We start from the raw sequence: 14746 nt of genomic DNA, 5'->3' as shown, positions 1-14746 counted from the left end.
AACAAACCGTAGCCGCTCGTCCATGATCCCAGTTTCTCGCCAAACCATCGCCGGTCCTCCCGGCGGACAAGAAAACTGTCACCCATGCTATCGGTCCATTCTGTTACCTATCTATCCGGTTCGGACAGAGCACCCCTCTCCCCGTCACTGTACGGGGAGAGGATGCCGGCAGGCAGGTGAGGGGCAGCACAGACGCCGAAAGCTAGCAAGCGATTCGACCTTACAATGCCAGGCACTGGGCAGGTCTGTAACAAATGCCTATGTTGGGGCGAATATCCGGTTGCAACCAAGAACGAGCCGACAAGGCTGAGGAGATCAAATGGACACCCACACCTACCCCGTCACCCGCACCGATGCCGAATGGCGCGCCCGGCTGACGCCGGAGCAATACGCGGTCATGCGCAACCACGGCACCGAGCGGCCGGGAAGCTGCGCCCTGCTCTATGAGAAGCGTGCCGGCACTTTTTCCTGCGTCGGCTGCGACCAGCCGCTGTTCCAATCCACGCTGAAGTTCGAAAGCGGCACCGGCTGGCCGAGCTTCAACGATCCCGTTCCGGGCTCGGTCGAGAACACCGTTGACCGCAGCTACGGCATGGTCCGGACCGAGTGCCACTGCTCTCGTTGCGGCAGCCATCTCGGCCATGTCTTCGAGGACGGCCCACCGCCGACCGGCCTGCGCTACTGCATCAACGGCGTGGCGCTGAAATTCGAGCCGGCGGCCTGACCTGTCTCGGATATGACCTCGCAAAGGGCGGCTTCGGCCGCCCTTTTTTCGTATGAGCAATTCCAGGAAAGTGTGACGCGGCTCAGGCGACTGCCGTCGCAATCAACCAAAGCGCCGAGCCAAGCATCATCAGTTGAGCCTTGAAGCCGCCGGCCTTCTCGGCCGTGCGCCAGACCGCAATGGTCAGGAAGATGTTGTAGGGCACAGGCAGGAGATGCACCATCAGCACCAGCCAGAGCGGCAGCTTCAGCCCGAGCAGGACAAGCGCCAGCGCCGACGAGGCGACGCTGATCAAGGTGCCGACAAGCAGCATGTCGCGCCAGAACAGGCGGTCGAGCGGCGCTTCGCCTCTCCAGCGCGTACGGAAAAAGTCCGCCATCACCGGCGACCTATCTCTGCCCCAGCGCGTCGGTCACGGCTTCCTCGAAGCGTGAGCATTCCCTCACCAGCCAGTCGGTGATGGCCGGCCAATTGTCCTCGGAGTAGCAGTTCACCCGCCACATTGAGTTGATGCCGAGCCCCTCACAGCTCTGTTCGGGTTTGAGCTTCAGCCTGGCCTCGATCGCCGGTTGAAACGGTTTCAGCCGCGACCACGAATCCGTGGCGCCGAACTTCTCGTTGCGCCCGAAGAAGACGCCGACATGGTTCTGCGCCGGCGCGACATACATCGAAAGCACCAAAGCGAAATCCGGCAGCCCGCGCTGCCAGAACCAGGGTCCTCGCCGCGCCAGCCGGGCTCTTTCTTCCGGATGCCGTTCGGCGAACAGCGACCAGAAGCCGCGATGGCGGAATTCCGAGGCGCGACGGCCGCCGAAGTCGAATTCGCTCATGGTTCGAACCGCATCTCCGGCAACCGCATCGGGCGCCGGCCGTGAGCCTTACTCCATGCCGAGCGCGGCCATGTAGAGATCGAGGATGGCGTCCTCTTCCTGGCGTTCGGCCTGGTCCTTCTTGCGCAGCCGGATGATGGTGCGGATTGCCTTGGTGTCGAAGCCGGTGCCCTTGGCCTCGGCGAAAACTTCCTTGATGTCGTCGGCGATCGTCTTCTTTTCTTCCTCGAGCCGCTCGATGCGCTCGATCAAGGCACGCAGCTGGCCGGCGGCAACAGTCTGGCTGGTCTCGGTGATATCGTCGGCCATGTTTTTCTCCAAAGATCGGTTCCGCGCCGCGACTCGGGGAACGTGCCGCGGCGAATTTCAGCGGTTCGATGCCCGACCGGGGCCGGCGGGTCAAGCCGTTATCGACAGCTCGCCAAGGGCTGCCGCCATGATGCGGACAGCCACGCGGCCAGGGCGCAGATCAGCTGAAGGCTATCAGCAGATCTTTGGCATCGATCTGGTCGCCGGCCTTGACCAGCACCTCGGCGACCGTGCCATCGCGCTCGGCATGCAATGCCGTCTCCATCTTCATCGCTTCGATGGAGAGCAGCACGTCGCCGGCCTTGACCGCCTGGCCGGCGGCAACCGCGAGCGCCGAAACCACACCCGGCATCGGCGCCCCGACATGCGCCTCATTGCCGGGCTCGGCCTTGCGGCGCGCTTTGGCGGCGGAAGCGCCATGCGCGCGGTCGGGCACCTTCACACGCCGCGGCTGGCCGTTGAGCTCGAAGAACACGGTGACCATGCCCTTGTCGTCGACATCGCCGAACGCCTGGCAGCGCACGACCAAGGTCTTGCCCTTTTCGATGTCGACGAAGATCTCGTCTTCCGATTTCATGCCGTAGAAATAGGTCGGCGTCGGCAGAACGCTGACCGGGCCGTAGGTTTCCTGGGCGGCGACGAAGTCGGAAAACACCTTCGGATACATCAGCCACGAGGCGAACTCATACTCCGACAGCTTGCGCTCGAGCTTGTCCTCGATCTCCTTGCGGCTCTTCTTGAGGTCGGCCGGCTTGAGCAACGAACCGGGCCGCGCCGTGATCGGCTTGTCGCCCTTCAGTGCCTTCTTCTGCAGCACCTGCGGCCAGCCGCCCGGGGACTGGCCGAGGTCGCCGCGCAGCATCGAGACGACCGAGTCCGGGAAGGCGATGTCGCGGGCCGGATTCTCGACATCGGCAACGGTCAGGTCCTGGCTCACCATCATCAGCGCCATGTCGCCGACGACCTTCGAGGACGGCGTCACCTTGACGATGTCGCCGAACATCAGGTTGACGTCATGATAGGTCTGCGCCACTTCGTGCCAGCGTGTCTCCAGCCCGAGCGAACGCGCCTGTTCCTTGAGGTTGGTGAACTGCCCGCCCGGCATTTCGTGCAGGTAGACCTCGGAAGCTGGACCTTTCAGGTCACTCTCGAAGGCGGCGTACTGGTTGCGCACCGCTTCCCAGTAGAACGAGATTTTCCGGATCCATTGCGGGTCGAGGCCCGGATCGCGTTCGGTGCCCTTCAGCGCTTCGACGATCGAACCCAAACATGGCTGCGAAGTGTTGCCGGAAAAGGCATCCATCGCCGCGTCGATGGCGTCGACACCGCTTTCCACCGCCGCCAGCACGGTTGCCGCCGACAGGCCCGATGTGTCGTGGGTGTGGAAATGGATCGGCAGGTCGGTCGCCTCGCGCAGCGCCTTGAACAGCACGCGGGCGGCACTCGGCTTCAACAGGCCGGCCATGTCCTTGACCGCGATGATATGGGCGCCGGCGGCCTGCAATTCGCTGGCCAGCCCGACATAATATTTCAGGTCGTACTTGGCCCGCGCCGGATCGAGAATGTCGCCGGTATAGCACATCGCCGCTTCGATCAGCTTGCCCTCGGCGCCCACGGCGTCCATGGCGACACGCATGTTCTCGACCCAGTTCAGGCAGTCGAAGACGCGGAACAGGTCGATGCCGCCCGCCGCTGCCTGCTTGACGAAATGCTGCACGACATTGTCGGGGTAATTGGTGTAGCCGACGCCGTTGGCGCCGCGCAGCAGCATCTGCAGCAACAGGTTGGGGGCGGCTTCCCGCACCAGCGACAGCCGTTCCCATGGATCCTCGGTGAGGAAGCGCATGGCGACGTCGAAAGTGGCGCCGCCCCAGCATTCCAATGAAAGAAGTTGCGGCAGCGCCCGCGCATAGGTGCCGGCGATGCCGGCAATGTCGTGCGTGCGCACGCGCGTGGCGAGCAGCGACTGGTGGCCGTCGCGCATCGTCGTGTCGGTGACCAGCACTTCCTTCTGCTCGCGCATCCAGGCGGCGAACTTCTCCGGCCCGAGCACATCGAGTTTCTGCTTGCTGCCGCTCGGCACATTGCCGTTGAGATAGGGCACCACGGGCGGCGCCGCGTCCGCCTTGGGCGTCGGCCGGCCGCGCGTCTCGGGATGGCCGTTGACGCTGACGTCGGCCAGATAGTTGAGCAGCTTGGTGGCGCGGTCCTGGCGCTTGACCTGCTGGAACAGCTCCGGCGTCGTATCGATGAACTTCGTCGTATAGGAATTGTCGGCGAAGCTCGGGTGATTGATGATCGCTTCGAGGAAGGTGAGGTTGGTGGCGACGCCGCGAATGCGGAATTCGCGCAAGGCGCGGTTCATGCGGGCGATCGTCTCGGCCGGCGTCGGCGCCCAGGCCGTCACCTTCTCCAACAGCGGATCGTAGAAGCGGGTAATGACCGCGCCGGAATAGGCCGTGCCGCCATCGAGGCGGATGCCGAAGCCGGTGGCGCCGCGATAGGCGGTGATGCGGCCATAGTCCGGAATGAAATTGTGTTCGGGATCTTCCGTGGTGATGCGGCACTGCAAGGCATGGCCGTTCAGCCGGATGTCCCGCTGCATCGGCACGCCCGATTCCGGCGTGCCGATGGCGAAGCCGTCGAGGATGTGTATCTGCGCTTTCACGATGTCGATGCCGGTCACCATCTCGGTGACGGTGTGCTCGACCTGGATGCGCGGATTGACCTCGATGAAATAGAACTTGCCGGTATCGGCATCCTGCAGGAATTCGACGGTGCCGGCGCCGATATAGCTGGTCTCGCGCGCGATCTTCAGCGCGTAGCCGCAAAGTTCCTGGCGCAGGTCCTCGCTGAGATAGGGCGCTGGCGCGCGCTCGACGACCTTCTGGTTGCGGCGCTGGATCGAGCAGTCGCGCTCGAACAAATGCACCGCATTGCCGTGCGTGTCGCCAAGCACCTGCACTTCGACATGGCGGGCGCGCTCGATCAGCTTTTCGAGATAGACCTCGTCCTTGCCGAAGGCGGCTTTCGCCTCGCGCTTGCCTTCCATGACCTCGCGGGCGAGGTCGGCCTCGGAACGGATGGCGCGCATGCCGCGCCCGCCGCCGCCCCACGAGGCCTTGAGCATGACCGGATAACCGACCGTCTTGGCGAGTTCCTTGACCGCCTCCATATCGTCAGGCAACGGCTCGGTGGCCGGCACCACGGGCACGCCGACCTCGATGGCGAGATTGCGCGCGGCGACCTTGTTGCCCAGGCGCCGCATCGTGTCGGGCTTCGGTCCGATGAAGGTGATGCCTGCTTGCGCGCAAGCTTCGGCGAATTCGGGGCTTTCCGACAGGAGCCCGTAGCCGGGGTGGATGGCGTCGGCGCCCGAAAGCCTGGCGACGCGGATCACCTCCTCGATCGACAGGTAGCTCTCGATCGGCCCCATGTCCTTTTTGAGATGCGGACCGCGCCCGACCTGGTAGCTTTCGTCGGCCTTGAAGCGATGCAGTGAGTATTTGTCTTCCTCGGCCCAGATTGCCACGGTTTTGAGGCCCAGCTCATTGGCCGCGCGAAAGACGCGGATGGCGATTTCTGACCGGTTGGCGACGAGGATCTTCGTGATGGCCAAGGACTGGGCTCCAGCAGCGGAAGGGACGGGAAATCGGGGCAATGATTAGCGTGAAAATGCTGCAGTGCAAACAAAATCGACGTTGGTTTAAACCGATTTAAATCAATTATTCGGCCAACACTCGCATGCATTCGTCCGTATGGGCGGAACAATGGCGACAATTTCGATCCTGGATGCGATCTTCCCGGCTGGCTAAGGAACGCTGGCAGGGATGTCACGGCGCCAGCGGGCATCAAAGAAAATGCCCGGCGCGAGGCGCCGGGCATCGTTTGGTTTCGGATCCGAATGAATTACGACTTCGGGAACCAGGAATACTTGCCGTCGTCCTTCTTCTTCCATTCGTACATGATGTAGCCCGGCAGCTTCGGATCGCCCTTGGCGTCATAGGCGAGATCGCCCAGGACGGTCGGGAACGGGCCGTTTTCATGCATCGCCTTGGCGACGGCCTGCGGATCGTTCGTCTTGGCGGCGGCAGCTGCCTCGGCGACCACCTGCACGGCGGCGTAGGCGTAGAGCGTGTAGGCTTCCGGCTCGAAACCTTGCGCGCGGAACTTCTCGACGAGCTCCTTGTTGGCCGGGATCAGGCGCGGGTCGGGGCCGAACGTGTTGAGCGTGCCGGCGACGGCGTCGCCCGCGATCGCGGCGAGTTCGTCCGTCACGATGCCGTCACCCGACATCATCGGTGCCTTGAGGCCCTGGTCCGCGGATTGACGGATGATCAGGCCGGCTTCGGTGTGCAGGCCTCCCCAGTAGATCAGGGTGACGCCGGCTTCCTTCATCTTGGCGATCAGCGCCGAGAAGTCCTTGTCGCCGACATTGACGCCTTCATACATCACTTCCTTGATGCCCGCGGCGTTCATCGCCTTCTTGGTTTCGTCCGCGAGGCCCTGGCCATAAGGGGTCTTGTCATGGATCACGGCGACTTTGGCATCCTTGAAGTTCGCGGCGATGTAGCCGCCGGCGATGCTGCCCTGCTGGTCGTCGCGTCCGCAGGTACGGAACACATTCCACAGGCCGCGCTCGGTGAACTTCGGGTTGGTTGCGGCCGGCGTGATTTCGACGATGTTGTTTTCGGCGTAGACTTCGGAGGCCGGGATCGACACGCCGGAGTTGAAGTGGCCGATCACAAACTTGACGCCGTCGCCGACGAACTTGTTGGCGACCGAGATGCCCTGCTTCGGGTCGGAGACGTCGTCGCCGATTTCGAGCTTGATCTGCTCGCCGTTGATTCCGCCCTTGGCATTGATCTCGGCGACCGCCGCTTCCGCGCCCTTCTGCAGCTGCGCGCCGAAGGCCGCGTTCGGACCGGTGATCGGTCCGGCGACGGCGAACATTACATCAGCCCACGCGCTGCCGCCGAACGCGACGAGCGCGGTCAGGGCCACGGCGGACAAAAGTGACTTTTTCATTTAAACGCTCCCATTAACGGAGTGGGCGTGGATGAAGCTTTCATGCGATGCCCACCCTTATCGCAGAAAGCATAGTTTGCCGATTTTCAGGCACTTGTCACGCCGATTCATCCCTGACGCGGCGTTAATGATGACCGTCAACCTTTCGGTTTCCAGCTCAAGATTGAAGCTCTTTCGTAGAGCCAATTATACTGTGTGACCATCTGGTTGGTTCGTGTGTATTGATAGCCGACAAAGCCCAGTATCATCAGCACGACTGTGTCGACGATATAGTAATGCAGCGAGAACATCGTACCGTCGAACAGCGCGTGATGGATGAAGCGGATGCCGATGCCGAGCCCGAGCAGATAGGCAAACAGCTGGATGAAGCTGCGCCATGTCTGGGCGCTGGCCTTGCCGGTCATCCATGCCGCCCATCCGCCGAGCAGGCAGGTGACGAAGAAGAACTGCCAGATCGACGGTTCCTCGTAGAGAATGCCTTGCATGGGAAGTCTCCTGAACTCAGTGATGTCCGCCTTCGAGATAGGCGGCGCGCACTTCCGGATTGGCGAGCAGCTCCTTGCCGGTGCCGCTCATCGTCACATTGCCGTTGACCATGACATAGCCGCGCGTGGCGAGCTTGAGCGCGCCGAACGCGTTCTGCTCGACCAGGAACACGGTCAGCCCCTGGGTGCGGTTCAATTCGCGGATGGCATCGAAGATCTGCTTGACGATCAGCGGCGCCAGGCCCAGCGACGGCTCGTCGAGCAGCAGCAGTTTCGGCCGCGCCATCAATGCGCGTCCGATCGACAGCATCTGCTGTTCGCCGCCCGACAAGGTGCCGCCACGCTGGGCGATCCGCTCCTTCAGTCTGGGGAACAGCGTGAACACCTTCTCGACGTCCTCGCCGTAATATTTGAGGTTGTCGAGGCTGGCGCCCATCTGCAGGTTTTCCATCACCGTCATGCGCGGGAAGATGCGCCGGCCCTCGGGTGACTGGGCAATGCGCATGCGTGCGATTTCGTGCGTCGGCAGCTGGGTGATATCGGTCCCGGCGAAGGTGATGGTGCCGGTGCGGGCGCGTGGGGCCCCGAAGATGGTCATCATCAGCGTCGACTTGCCGGCGCCGTTGGCGCCGATCAGCGCCACGATCTCCCCTTGCTTGACGGTGACATTGACGCCGTTCAGCGCCCGGATGTTGCCGTAGTAGGTCTCCACGCCCTTGATATCGAGCAGCGTTGTCGTGGCCATCACTTGCCCCCTCCACGCTTGCCCTGAACGGGCTTGCCTGTGCTCGCGGCCTTGCCGGAAGCATGACTCGTCGCCACCTTGCCCGCATCGACGCGGCGCGAGAATTCCGTATCCTTGCCCTGACCGAGCAGCTTCGCCTGCTTAACCCATTCCTCGCGCGCGATGCGCCCGTCAAAGGCGAGATAGGCCTCCACCGCCTCGACGTCGGCCTTCTTCCAGGCGCCGATCTGGTCGAAGTGGAAGATGCCGTGTTCGTTGAGCTTCTTCTCGTTGACCGTACCGATGCCCTTGATGCGGGTCAGATTGTCGGCCTTGCCGCCACGGGGGGCAGCGAGGCGGTTCGAAACACCTTCGGCCCTTGCCGCCGGTGCCCTGGCAGCCGGCTTCTTCGCCGCGGCCTTCGCAGCCCCCGTCTTTGCGGGCGGCCTGGCTGCGGGAACCGGCTTGGCCGCCACCGGCTTGCTCGCCACGGTCGCAACACGGGCATCGACTTGCGCCGCCTTCGAGGCGCCCTTCGACACAGTGATGCGCTCGCCCTCGCTGTGTCCGACCGTGTCGCTCACTGGTCCGGCCAGGTATGACGACGATGTCCCCGGGCCATGCGCGGCATCCGGCCCTATGTCGAGCTGCTCGATGACGTCCTCGTCGCCGACTTCGGTGAGCACTGTCTCGACCTCCTCGTCATCGACGCCGAGATAGGCGGCGATGACGCGCGGATCGGTGCGCACCGACTGCGGATTGCCGTCGGAGATCTTGCGGCCATATTCCAGCACCACGACATGGTCGGAAATCTGCATGACCACGGACATGTCGTGCTCGATCAAGAGGATCGAGGTGCCGGTCGTATGCTTGATTCCCATCAGCAGTTCGTTGAGAGCCGCCGATTCCTTCGGGTTGAGGCCGGCCGCCGGTTCGTCGAGGCACAGCAGCTCAGGACCGGTGCACATGGCGCGCGCGATTTCGAGCCGCCGCTGCGCGCCATAGGGCAAGTCGCCTGCCGGATCGTCGGCACGATCGACGAGATCGGCCTTCTCCAGCCAGTGCTTGGCAAGCTCTACCGATTCGGCCGAGGCCTTGCGGTAGCCGCTGAAGCCGAACAGGCCCAGGATCGTATAGCCCGAAGCCTTCATCAGCTTGTTGTGCTGGGCGACAAGCAGGTTCTCCAGCAGCGTCATGCCCGAGAACAGGCGGATGTTCTGGAAGGTGCGCGCCACCTTGGCTCGCGCCGGGATCTCGTGGTTGGGCAGCCGTTCCAGCAGGTAGCTGGAACCGTCGGCCCGGTTGAGCGTGATCATGCCTTCCGACGGCTTGTAGAAGCCGGTGATGCAATTGAACACCGTGGTCTTGCCGGCGCCGTTGGGACCGATCAGCGCGGTGATTTCGCCGCGCCTGGCGGTGAAGGACAGGTCGCCGATGGCGACCAGACCGCCGAACTTCATCGACAGATGCTCGACCTGCAGGATGGCGTCGTTCATTTGCGTGGTCGCATTCATCAGCCGTGGCCCTCCTTGGTGAAGGAGCCTGAGACAGCCCTTCGCTCCTTAAGGAAGGCGGTTGGTTCACGACTGCCGACAAAGCCGCGCGGCTTCCACAGCATGACGATGACCATGGCCATGCCGAACAGAAGCATGCGATAGAGCTCCGGTGTGAAATCGGGCCCGAAGACCTGCTTGAGGAAATCGAGTTCGCGCAGCGCCTCGGTGCCGCCGATCATCACCATCGCGGCGACGGCGATGCCGACCAGCGAGCCCATGCCGCCAAGGACGACGATGGCCAGGATAATGGCCGATTCCAGGAAGACGAAGGATTCCGGGCTGACAAAACCTTGCCGGGCGGCGAAGAAGGAGCCGGCAAAACCGCCGAACATGGCGCCGGTGGCAAAGGCGGTGAGCTTGGTCGTGGTGGTGTTGATGCCCAGCGAGCGGCAGGCGATCTCGTCCTCACGCAAGGCTTCCCAGGCGCGGCCGACCGGCAGGCGCCGCAGCCGGATGGTGACGAAGGCGGTTAACAGGCAGAGCCCAAGGATCAGGTAGTAGAGGAAGATCTTGTAGTAGGCGCTGGACGTGGCGATGTTCAGCACCTTGGCGATGTAGTTCGGGTCCGACACGTTGAAGGTCATCAGGCCGAAGAAGCTGACCTTGGGAATGCCGGAGATGCCGGCCGACCCATTGGTGACCTCGCGCCAGTTGATCAGCACGAGGCGGATGATCTCGCCGAAGGCGAGCGTCACGATCGCCAGATAGTCGCCGCGCAGGCGCAGCACGGGAAAGCCGAGCAGCACCCCCCAGAGCGCTGCCATGGCGCCCGCGGCGGGCAACAATATCCAGAACGACAGGCCGAAATGCGTAGCGAGAAGCGCATAGGCATAGGCGCCAAGCGCATAAAAAGCGACGTAGCCGAGATCGAGCAGACCGGCGAGGCCGACGACGATGTTCAGTCCCCAGGCCAGCATCACATAGATCAGGATCTGGATGCCGAAATTATCGACCCATTTCAACGAGCCCTGCAGCCCTCCGGTGATCGACCAGGCGTTGAGCGACAGCACCGCGACCACGAGGATCGGGTACAGCACCAGGGCCGAGATGCCCAATTTGGTGAAGTTGGCATGGATGAAGGCGCGGAAGTAATAGATCACGCAGGCCAGCACATAGATGACCGACAGGGCACGCAGGAATTGCAGATAGCCGGCCGGCTCTGCCCCAACCCATCCGGCGAGAGAGCTGTTGAACACGAACAGCAGCACCATGGCGACCGCCGCTCCGATGAAGGCCGGCAGGGTGAAGAAGCGGGATGCCACGCTTGCCGGCATGAGGCCGGTGGTCACGTTGGCGACCTTCTGGTTGGCCATGAAGGGCTGGCCGTAGGCAACGTAAAGGAAGCGTCCGACGGCGGTGGCGATCACCACCGCGGCAAGCAGGCCCCAGCGCTGCACCACGACCAGTTCGTTGGACATGTTCTGGTCGGTCTTGAGGCCGATGAACAGCACGAACAGGCCAAGCGCGATGGCGCCGGCATAGAAGGCCTCGCGCAGGGCGCGCTGCACGGGACTGGCGACGGTGTCGCGCTCTGGAGATACGGTTACGGCCATGGTCTCAGACCTTTTCGACTTCTGGCCGGCCCAATATGCCGGAAGGCAGGAAGATCAGGACGATCGCCAGGATCGAGAAGGCGGCGACATCCTTGTAGTCGATCGAGAAATAGGCCGACCACATGCTCTCGATGAAGCCGATCAGCAGTCCGCCGAGCACGGCCCCCGGAAGCGAGCCGATGCCGCCAAGCACCGCAGCCGTGAAGGCCTTCACACCCGGCACGAAGCCGTCGGAGAAGGCGATGACGCCGTAGTACATCAGGAAAAGCGTGCCGGCGACGGCGGCAAGGGCCGCACCCATGATGAAGGTGATCGAGATGGTGCGGTCGACGTCGATGCCCAGCAGTGCCGCCATCTTGCGGTCCTGCTCGCAGGCGCGTTGCGCCCGGCCAAGCGAGGTCTTGTTGACCAGGTACCAGAACACCGCCAGCAGCAAAGCTGTGACGATGACGATGATGATCTGCTTCAGCGACACACTGACGCCGTTGATGTTGTAGACTTGGCTGACCATCGGCGGGATCGGCTTGTTGCGCGGCCCTTGCGTCACCTGGACGAAGTTCGACAGCGCGATCGACATGCCGATGGCGGTGATCAGCGGCGCCAACCGGAACGAACCGCGCAGCGGCCGGTAGGCCACTTTCTCGATCGTCCAGTTGTAGAGGCTGGTGAGCAGCATCGCCACGATCATCATGACCAGCAGCGCGATGACCACGGGCACCGAATAAAACAGCGCGCCGAGGATGAGGAAGACGATCAGCGCCGTGAAAGCGCCCACCATGAAGATGTCGCCATGGGCGAAATTGATCATGCCGATGATGCCGTAGACCATCGTGTAGCCGATCGCGATCAGCCCATAGATCGATCCCAGCGTCAGCCCATTGATAAGCTGCTGGACGAAGTACTGCATGTGTACATGGCTCCCCTGGAATGTCGCCCATGCAGACGCATTCCTTTTCGTATTTCCCCTAGTCGTAAAGTTTCGAGGCCGGATTGCAACGTGATTTTTTTTGATCCCTCCGCGTGTTTCCAACCACGCCTTCCCGATCGCCCGTTTTTTCCGCCCAGCCCCTGGACTATCGCGGACCCTATCATTGGCATAACGCAATGTCTTTGACGATTGCGCCTCATCATGCGCTCCGTTTCGAAGAAATCACCGTCAAAATTAGGTGATGAGAAGAATCGTTGCGTTCCTGACACGGTTCGTTTTTTCGTCACACTCCTTTCCGTAGGGTCAGGATTCTCCCTACTTGACCACAAAACCATGCGCGAACGGATCGCGGTCGTCGATGAAGATGGTGTTCAGTCCGGTCATCCTCGCCCAACCGCCAATCGAGGGGATGATTGCCTGCTTCCCGGCCAAGTTGACCTCCTTTTCGACCTTGCCCTTGAACAGCGACCCGATGATCGATTCATGGACGAAAGCGTCTCCGGCCTTGAGCTTGCCTTTGGCATGGAGCTGCGCCATGCGCGCCGAGGTGCCGGTGCCGCAGGGCGAGCGATCAATCGCCTTGTCGCCGTAGAAGACGGCATTGCGCGCATCCGCGCCCTCGACCGTCGGCTTGCCGGTCCACAGCATGTGCGACAGCCGGTTGATCCCTGGGTTTTCCGGATGCACGAAGGTATATTTCTCGTTGAGCCGTTGCCGCACCACCGGGCTCCAGGCGATGAGGTCGCCGGCCGAATAATCCGCCATGTCGCGATAATTCGCCTGCGGCTCGACGATGGCGTAGAAATTGCCGCCATAGGCGACATCCACCGTGATCTCGCCGAGCCCGGGACATTCGACCGTCAGCCCTTCGGCATGGAGGAACGACGGCACGTTGGTGATGCGCACCTCCTCGACATACTCGCCGACCTGTTTGTATTCGGCGATGACGAGGCCGGCCGGCGTGTCGAGCCTGAGCACGCCAGGCGTCTTCGGCACGATCAGCCCGTGCTCGATGGCCATCGTCACCGTGCCGATCGTGCCGTGGCCGCACATGGGCAGGCAGCCTGAAGTCTCGATGAACAGGATGGCGATGTCGCAGTCCTCGCGCGTCGGCGGATAGAGGATCGAGCCCGACATCACGTCATGGCCGCGTGGCTCGAACATCAGGCCGGTGCGGATCCAGTCGTATTCGGCGAGGAAATGCGCGCGCCGTTCCATCATTGTCGAGCCCTGCAGCAGCGGGCCGCCGCCGGCGACCAGCCGCACTGGGTTGCCGCAGGTGTGACCGTCGATGCAGAAGAAGGATTTCTTGGCCATGTCGCTCCTCGAAAATCAAAACCCGAAAAAATCAAAATCGTTGTGGGCTGAAGGGGACCAGATCGACGGACGAAGTCTGCCCCAGAACGAATTCCCTGATCAACCGCCCGGTTGCCGCAGCCTGGGTCAGGCCGAGATGGCCGTGGCCGAAGGCATAGATGACCGACCGGCTTCGCGCTGCCTTGCCTATGACGGGCACCGAATCCGGCAGCGAGGGCCGGAACCCCATCCATTCGCGTCCGCCCGTGGGATCGAGCCCCGGCAGGAATGCCTGCGCCTTCCGCAAGAGCGCTTTCGCCCTGTCGAAATTGGGCGGCCGTTCGATGCCGCCAAGCTCGACGGCACCGCCGACGCGCAGGCCCGTGTCGAGCGGGGTGATGACGAAGCCGTGGCCGGAGAAGATCAGTTGCCGCCTCACGTCGAACGCGGCTCTCGGCAATGTCGTGTTGTAGCCGCGTTCGGTTTCCAGCGGAATGCGGTCGCCGAGCTGCCGCGCCAGCAGGTGCGACCAGGCGCCCGCGGCAATGACGAGGTGCCTGGCCTGCCTGTTCGAGCCGTCTGCCAGCGTCAGTGTCGCGCCGTCTTGACCGGCGGCGACCCGGTCGATGCGGGCCATCTCGAAACGGGCACCCTTGGACTGCGCGTAGGCCCACACGGCCTTGCCGAGCAGTTTTGGATCGGCGACCGTCTTCCATCCCGGCACGAAGGTGCCCCTGACGAAACGCGGTGACAGCCCCGGCTGCAAGTCCGCCAGGTCCTTGCCCTCGACGTGCCGGAAGCCGATGCCGAAGCGCTCGCGCGCCGCCCAGCCCGACATCGAGGCGCGAAACTCGGCTTCGCTTTCATAGAGCTCGAGCGAACCGTCCTCACGCAGCATCGGCCGCGTGCCGGAACGATCAAGCAGATCCATCCACTCGGCCTCGGCAAGCTTCATCATGCCGGCCTGCGCCGTCAGGCTCGCCTCGTATTTCCCTGGCGCGCCGGCGCGCCAGAAGCGAACCAGCCAGGGTAGCAGCTTCGGCAGGTAGACGGGCGGAATGCTGAGCGGGCCGAGCGGATCGGCGAGCCATTTCGGCAGCTGCCGGATCATGCCCTTGTGCGCCAGCGGCAATACGTCGGAGAAGGCGAAGGCGGCGGCGTTGCCGGAACTCGTCTCCTCGCAGATGCCGGTGCGGTCGAAGACCGTGACATCCAGCCCCGCCTCGGCAAGGAAAGCCGCCGCGCAAATGCCGATGATGCCGCCGCCGATGATGGCGATGTCGATTACGGCATTGTTACTCATGGCGGCGCAC

General features: G+C 63.0%; 13 protein-coding genes. 1 reads left to right on the top strand and 12 read right to left on the bottom strand.

All coding sequences use genetic code 11. The features are described 5' to 3' along the window. The first annotated feature begins 319 nt into the window (after positions 1-319). Positions 320-724: a peptide-methionine (R)-S-oxide reductase MsrB gene (msrB, locus tag EN850_RS31725; protein WP_027141754.1), complete on the top strand. Its 405-nt coding sequence runs from the start codon at positions 320-322 to the stop codon at positions 722-724. 82 nt (positions 725-806) lie between these two features. On the opposite strand, the gene EN850_RS31720 is transcribed toward msrB, so the two are convergent. The 12 genes from EN850_RS31720 to EN850_RS31665 all read right to left on the bottom strand — a co-directional run bounded on the left by EN850_RS31720 (position 807) and on the right by EN850_RS31665 (position 14736). Then, a complete protein-coding gene (locus EN850_RS31720) occupies positions 807-1103 on the bottom strand; it encodes a hypothetical protein (RefSeq protein WP_136092866.1) in 297 nt (98 codons plus the stop codon). A gap of 10 nt (positions 1104-1113) precedes the next feature. Then, positions 1114-1554 carry a hypothetical protein gene (locus EN850_RS31715; RefSeq protein WP_136092865.1) on the bottom strand — a complete coding sequence of 147 codons (441 nt, stop codon included), beginning with the start codon at positions 1552-1554 and terminating at the stop codon, positions 1114-1116. A gap of 48 nt (positions 1555-1602) precedes the next feature. Continuing rightward, complete coding sequence (locus EN850_RS31710) at positions 1603-1863, bottom strand: DUF2312 domain-containing protein (protein ID WP_027053014.1); 261 nt, start codon at positions 1861-1863, stop codon at positions 1603-1605. 160 nt (positions 1864-2023) lie between these two features. Next, positions 2024-5482, bottom strand: a complete 3459-nt coding sequence (gene pyc / locus EN850_RS31705; protein WP_136092864.1) for a pyruvate carboxylase — start codon at positions 5480-5482, stop codon at positions 2024-2026. 290 nt (positions 5483-5772) lie between these two features. Further along, positions 5773-6891, bottom strand: coding sequence for a branched-chain amino acid ABC transporter substrate-binding protein (locus EN850_RS31700; RefSeq protein WP_136092863.1), 1119 nt, complete (start codon positions 6889-6891; stop codon positions 5773-5775). Positions 6892-7028: 137 nt separating this feature from the next. Beyond that, positions 7029-7376, bottom strand: a complete 348-nt coding sequence (locus tag EN850_RS31695; RefSeq protein WP_135929558.1) for a DUF6867 family protein — start codon at positions 7374-7376, stop codon at positions 7029-7031. A 16-nt stretch (positions 7377-7392) separates the two neighbouring features. After that, positions 7393-8121, bottom strand: coding sequence for an ABC transporter ATP-binding protein (locus EN850_RS31690; RefSeq protein WP_127276520.1), 729 nt, complete (start codon positions 8119-8121; stop codon positions 7393-7395). Further along, positions 8121-9614 carry an ATP-binding cassette domain-containing protein gene (locus tag EN850_RS31685; RefSeq protein ID WP_136092862.1) on the bottom strand — a complete coding sequence of 498 codons (1494 nt, stop codon included), beginning with the start codon at positions 9612-9614 and terminating at the stop codon, positions 8121-8123. The genes EN850_RS31690 and EN850_RS31685 overlap by 1 nt, the downstream gene beginning before the upstream one ends. After that, positions 9614-11209 (bottom strand): high-affinity branched-chain amino acid ABC transporter permease LivM, encoded by a 1596-nt coding sequence (gene livM / locus EN850_RS31680; RefSeq protein WP_127276524.1) that lies wholly within the window; start codon positions 11207-11209, stop codon positions 9614-9616. Before livM ends, EN850_RS31685 begins: the two co-directional genes overlap by 1 nt. A gap of 4 nt (positions 11210-11213) precedes the next feature. Then, positions 11214-12116, bottom strand: a complete 903-nt coding sequence (locus EN850_RS31675; RefSeq protein WP_127276526.1) for a branched-chain amino acid ABC transporter permease LivH — start codon at positions 12114-12116, stop codon at positions 11214-11216. A 336-nt stretch (positions 12117-12452) separates the two neighbouring features. Next, positions 12453-13454 (bottom strand): 4-hydroxyproline epimerase, encoded by a 1002-nt coding sequence (locus EN850_RS31670; protein WP_127872150.1) that lies wholly within the window; start codon positions 13452-13454, stop codon positions 12453-12455. A gap of 31 nt (positions 13455-13485) precedes the next feature. Beyond that, the gene (locus EN850_RS31665) at positions 13486-14736 is read right to left on the bottom strand and encodes an FAD-dependent oxidoreductase (RefSeq protein ID WP_189591254.1); all 1251 of its coding nucleotides are present in this window, start codon (positions 14734-14736) and stop codon (positions 13486-13488) included. Positions 14737-14746 lie beyond the last annotated feature (10 nt).

This window comes from Mesorhizobium sp. M8A.F.Ca.ET.207.01.1.1, assembly GCF_004794715.1.
Classification (GTDB): Bacteria; Pseudomonadota; Alphaproteobacteria; order Rhizobiales; family Rhizobiaceae; genus Mesorhizobium.
Note: the sequence above shows the minus strand (reverse complement) of the source record. Positions and strands in the feature narration are given on the sequence as shown.

Bases quoted from the DNA above. Each gene is read 5' to 3' on its own strand.
- msrB (WP_027141754.1), top strand. From the start codon at position 320: ATGGACACCCACACCTACCCCGTCACCCGCACCGATGCCGAATGGCGC.
- EN850_RS31720 (WP_136092866.1), bottom strand. From the start codon at position 1,103: ATGGCGGACTTTTTCCGTACGCGCTGGAGAGGCGAAGCGCCGCTCGAC.
- EN850_RS31715 (WP_136092865.1), bottom strand. From the start codon at position 1,554: ATGAGCGAATTCGACTTCGGCGGCCGTCGCGCCTCGGAATTCCGCCAT.
- EN850_RS31710 (WP_027053014.1), bottom strand. From the start codon at position 1,863: ATGGCCGACGATATCACCGAGACCAGCCAGACTGTTGCCGCCGGCCAG.
- EN850_RS31700 (WP_136092863.1), bottom strand. From the start codon at position 6,891: ATGAAAAAGTCACTTTTGTCCGCCGTGGCCCTGACCGCGCTCGTCGCG.
- EN850_RS31695 (WP_135929558.1), bottom strand. From the start codon at position 7,376: ATGCAAGGCATTCTCTACGAGGAACCGTCGATCTGGCAGTTCTTCTTC.
- EN850_RS31690 (WP_127276520.1), bottom strand. From the start codon at position 8,121: ATGGCCACGACAACGCTGCTCGATATCAAGGGCGTGGAGACCTACTAC.
- EN850_RS31685 (WP_136092862.1), bottom strand. From the start codon at position 9,614: ATGAATGCGACCACGCAAATGAACGACGCCATCCTGCAGGTCGAGCAT.
- livM (WP_127276524.1), bottom strand. From the start codon at position 11,209: ATGGCCGTAACCGTATCTCCAGAGCGCGACACCGTCGCCAGTCCCGTG.
- EN850_RS31675 (WP_127276526.1), bottom strand. From the start codon at position 12,116: ATGCAGTACTTCGTCCAGCAGCTTATCAATGGGCTGACGCTGGGATCG.
- EN850_RS31670 (WP_127872150.1), bottom strand. From the start codon at position 13,454: ATGGCCAAGAAATCCTTCTTCTGCATCGACGGTCACACCTGCGGCAAC.
- EN850_RS31665 (WP_189591254.1), bottom strand. From the start codon at position 14,736: ATGAGTAACAATGCCGTAATCGACATCGCCATCATCGGCGGCGGCATC.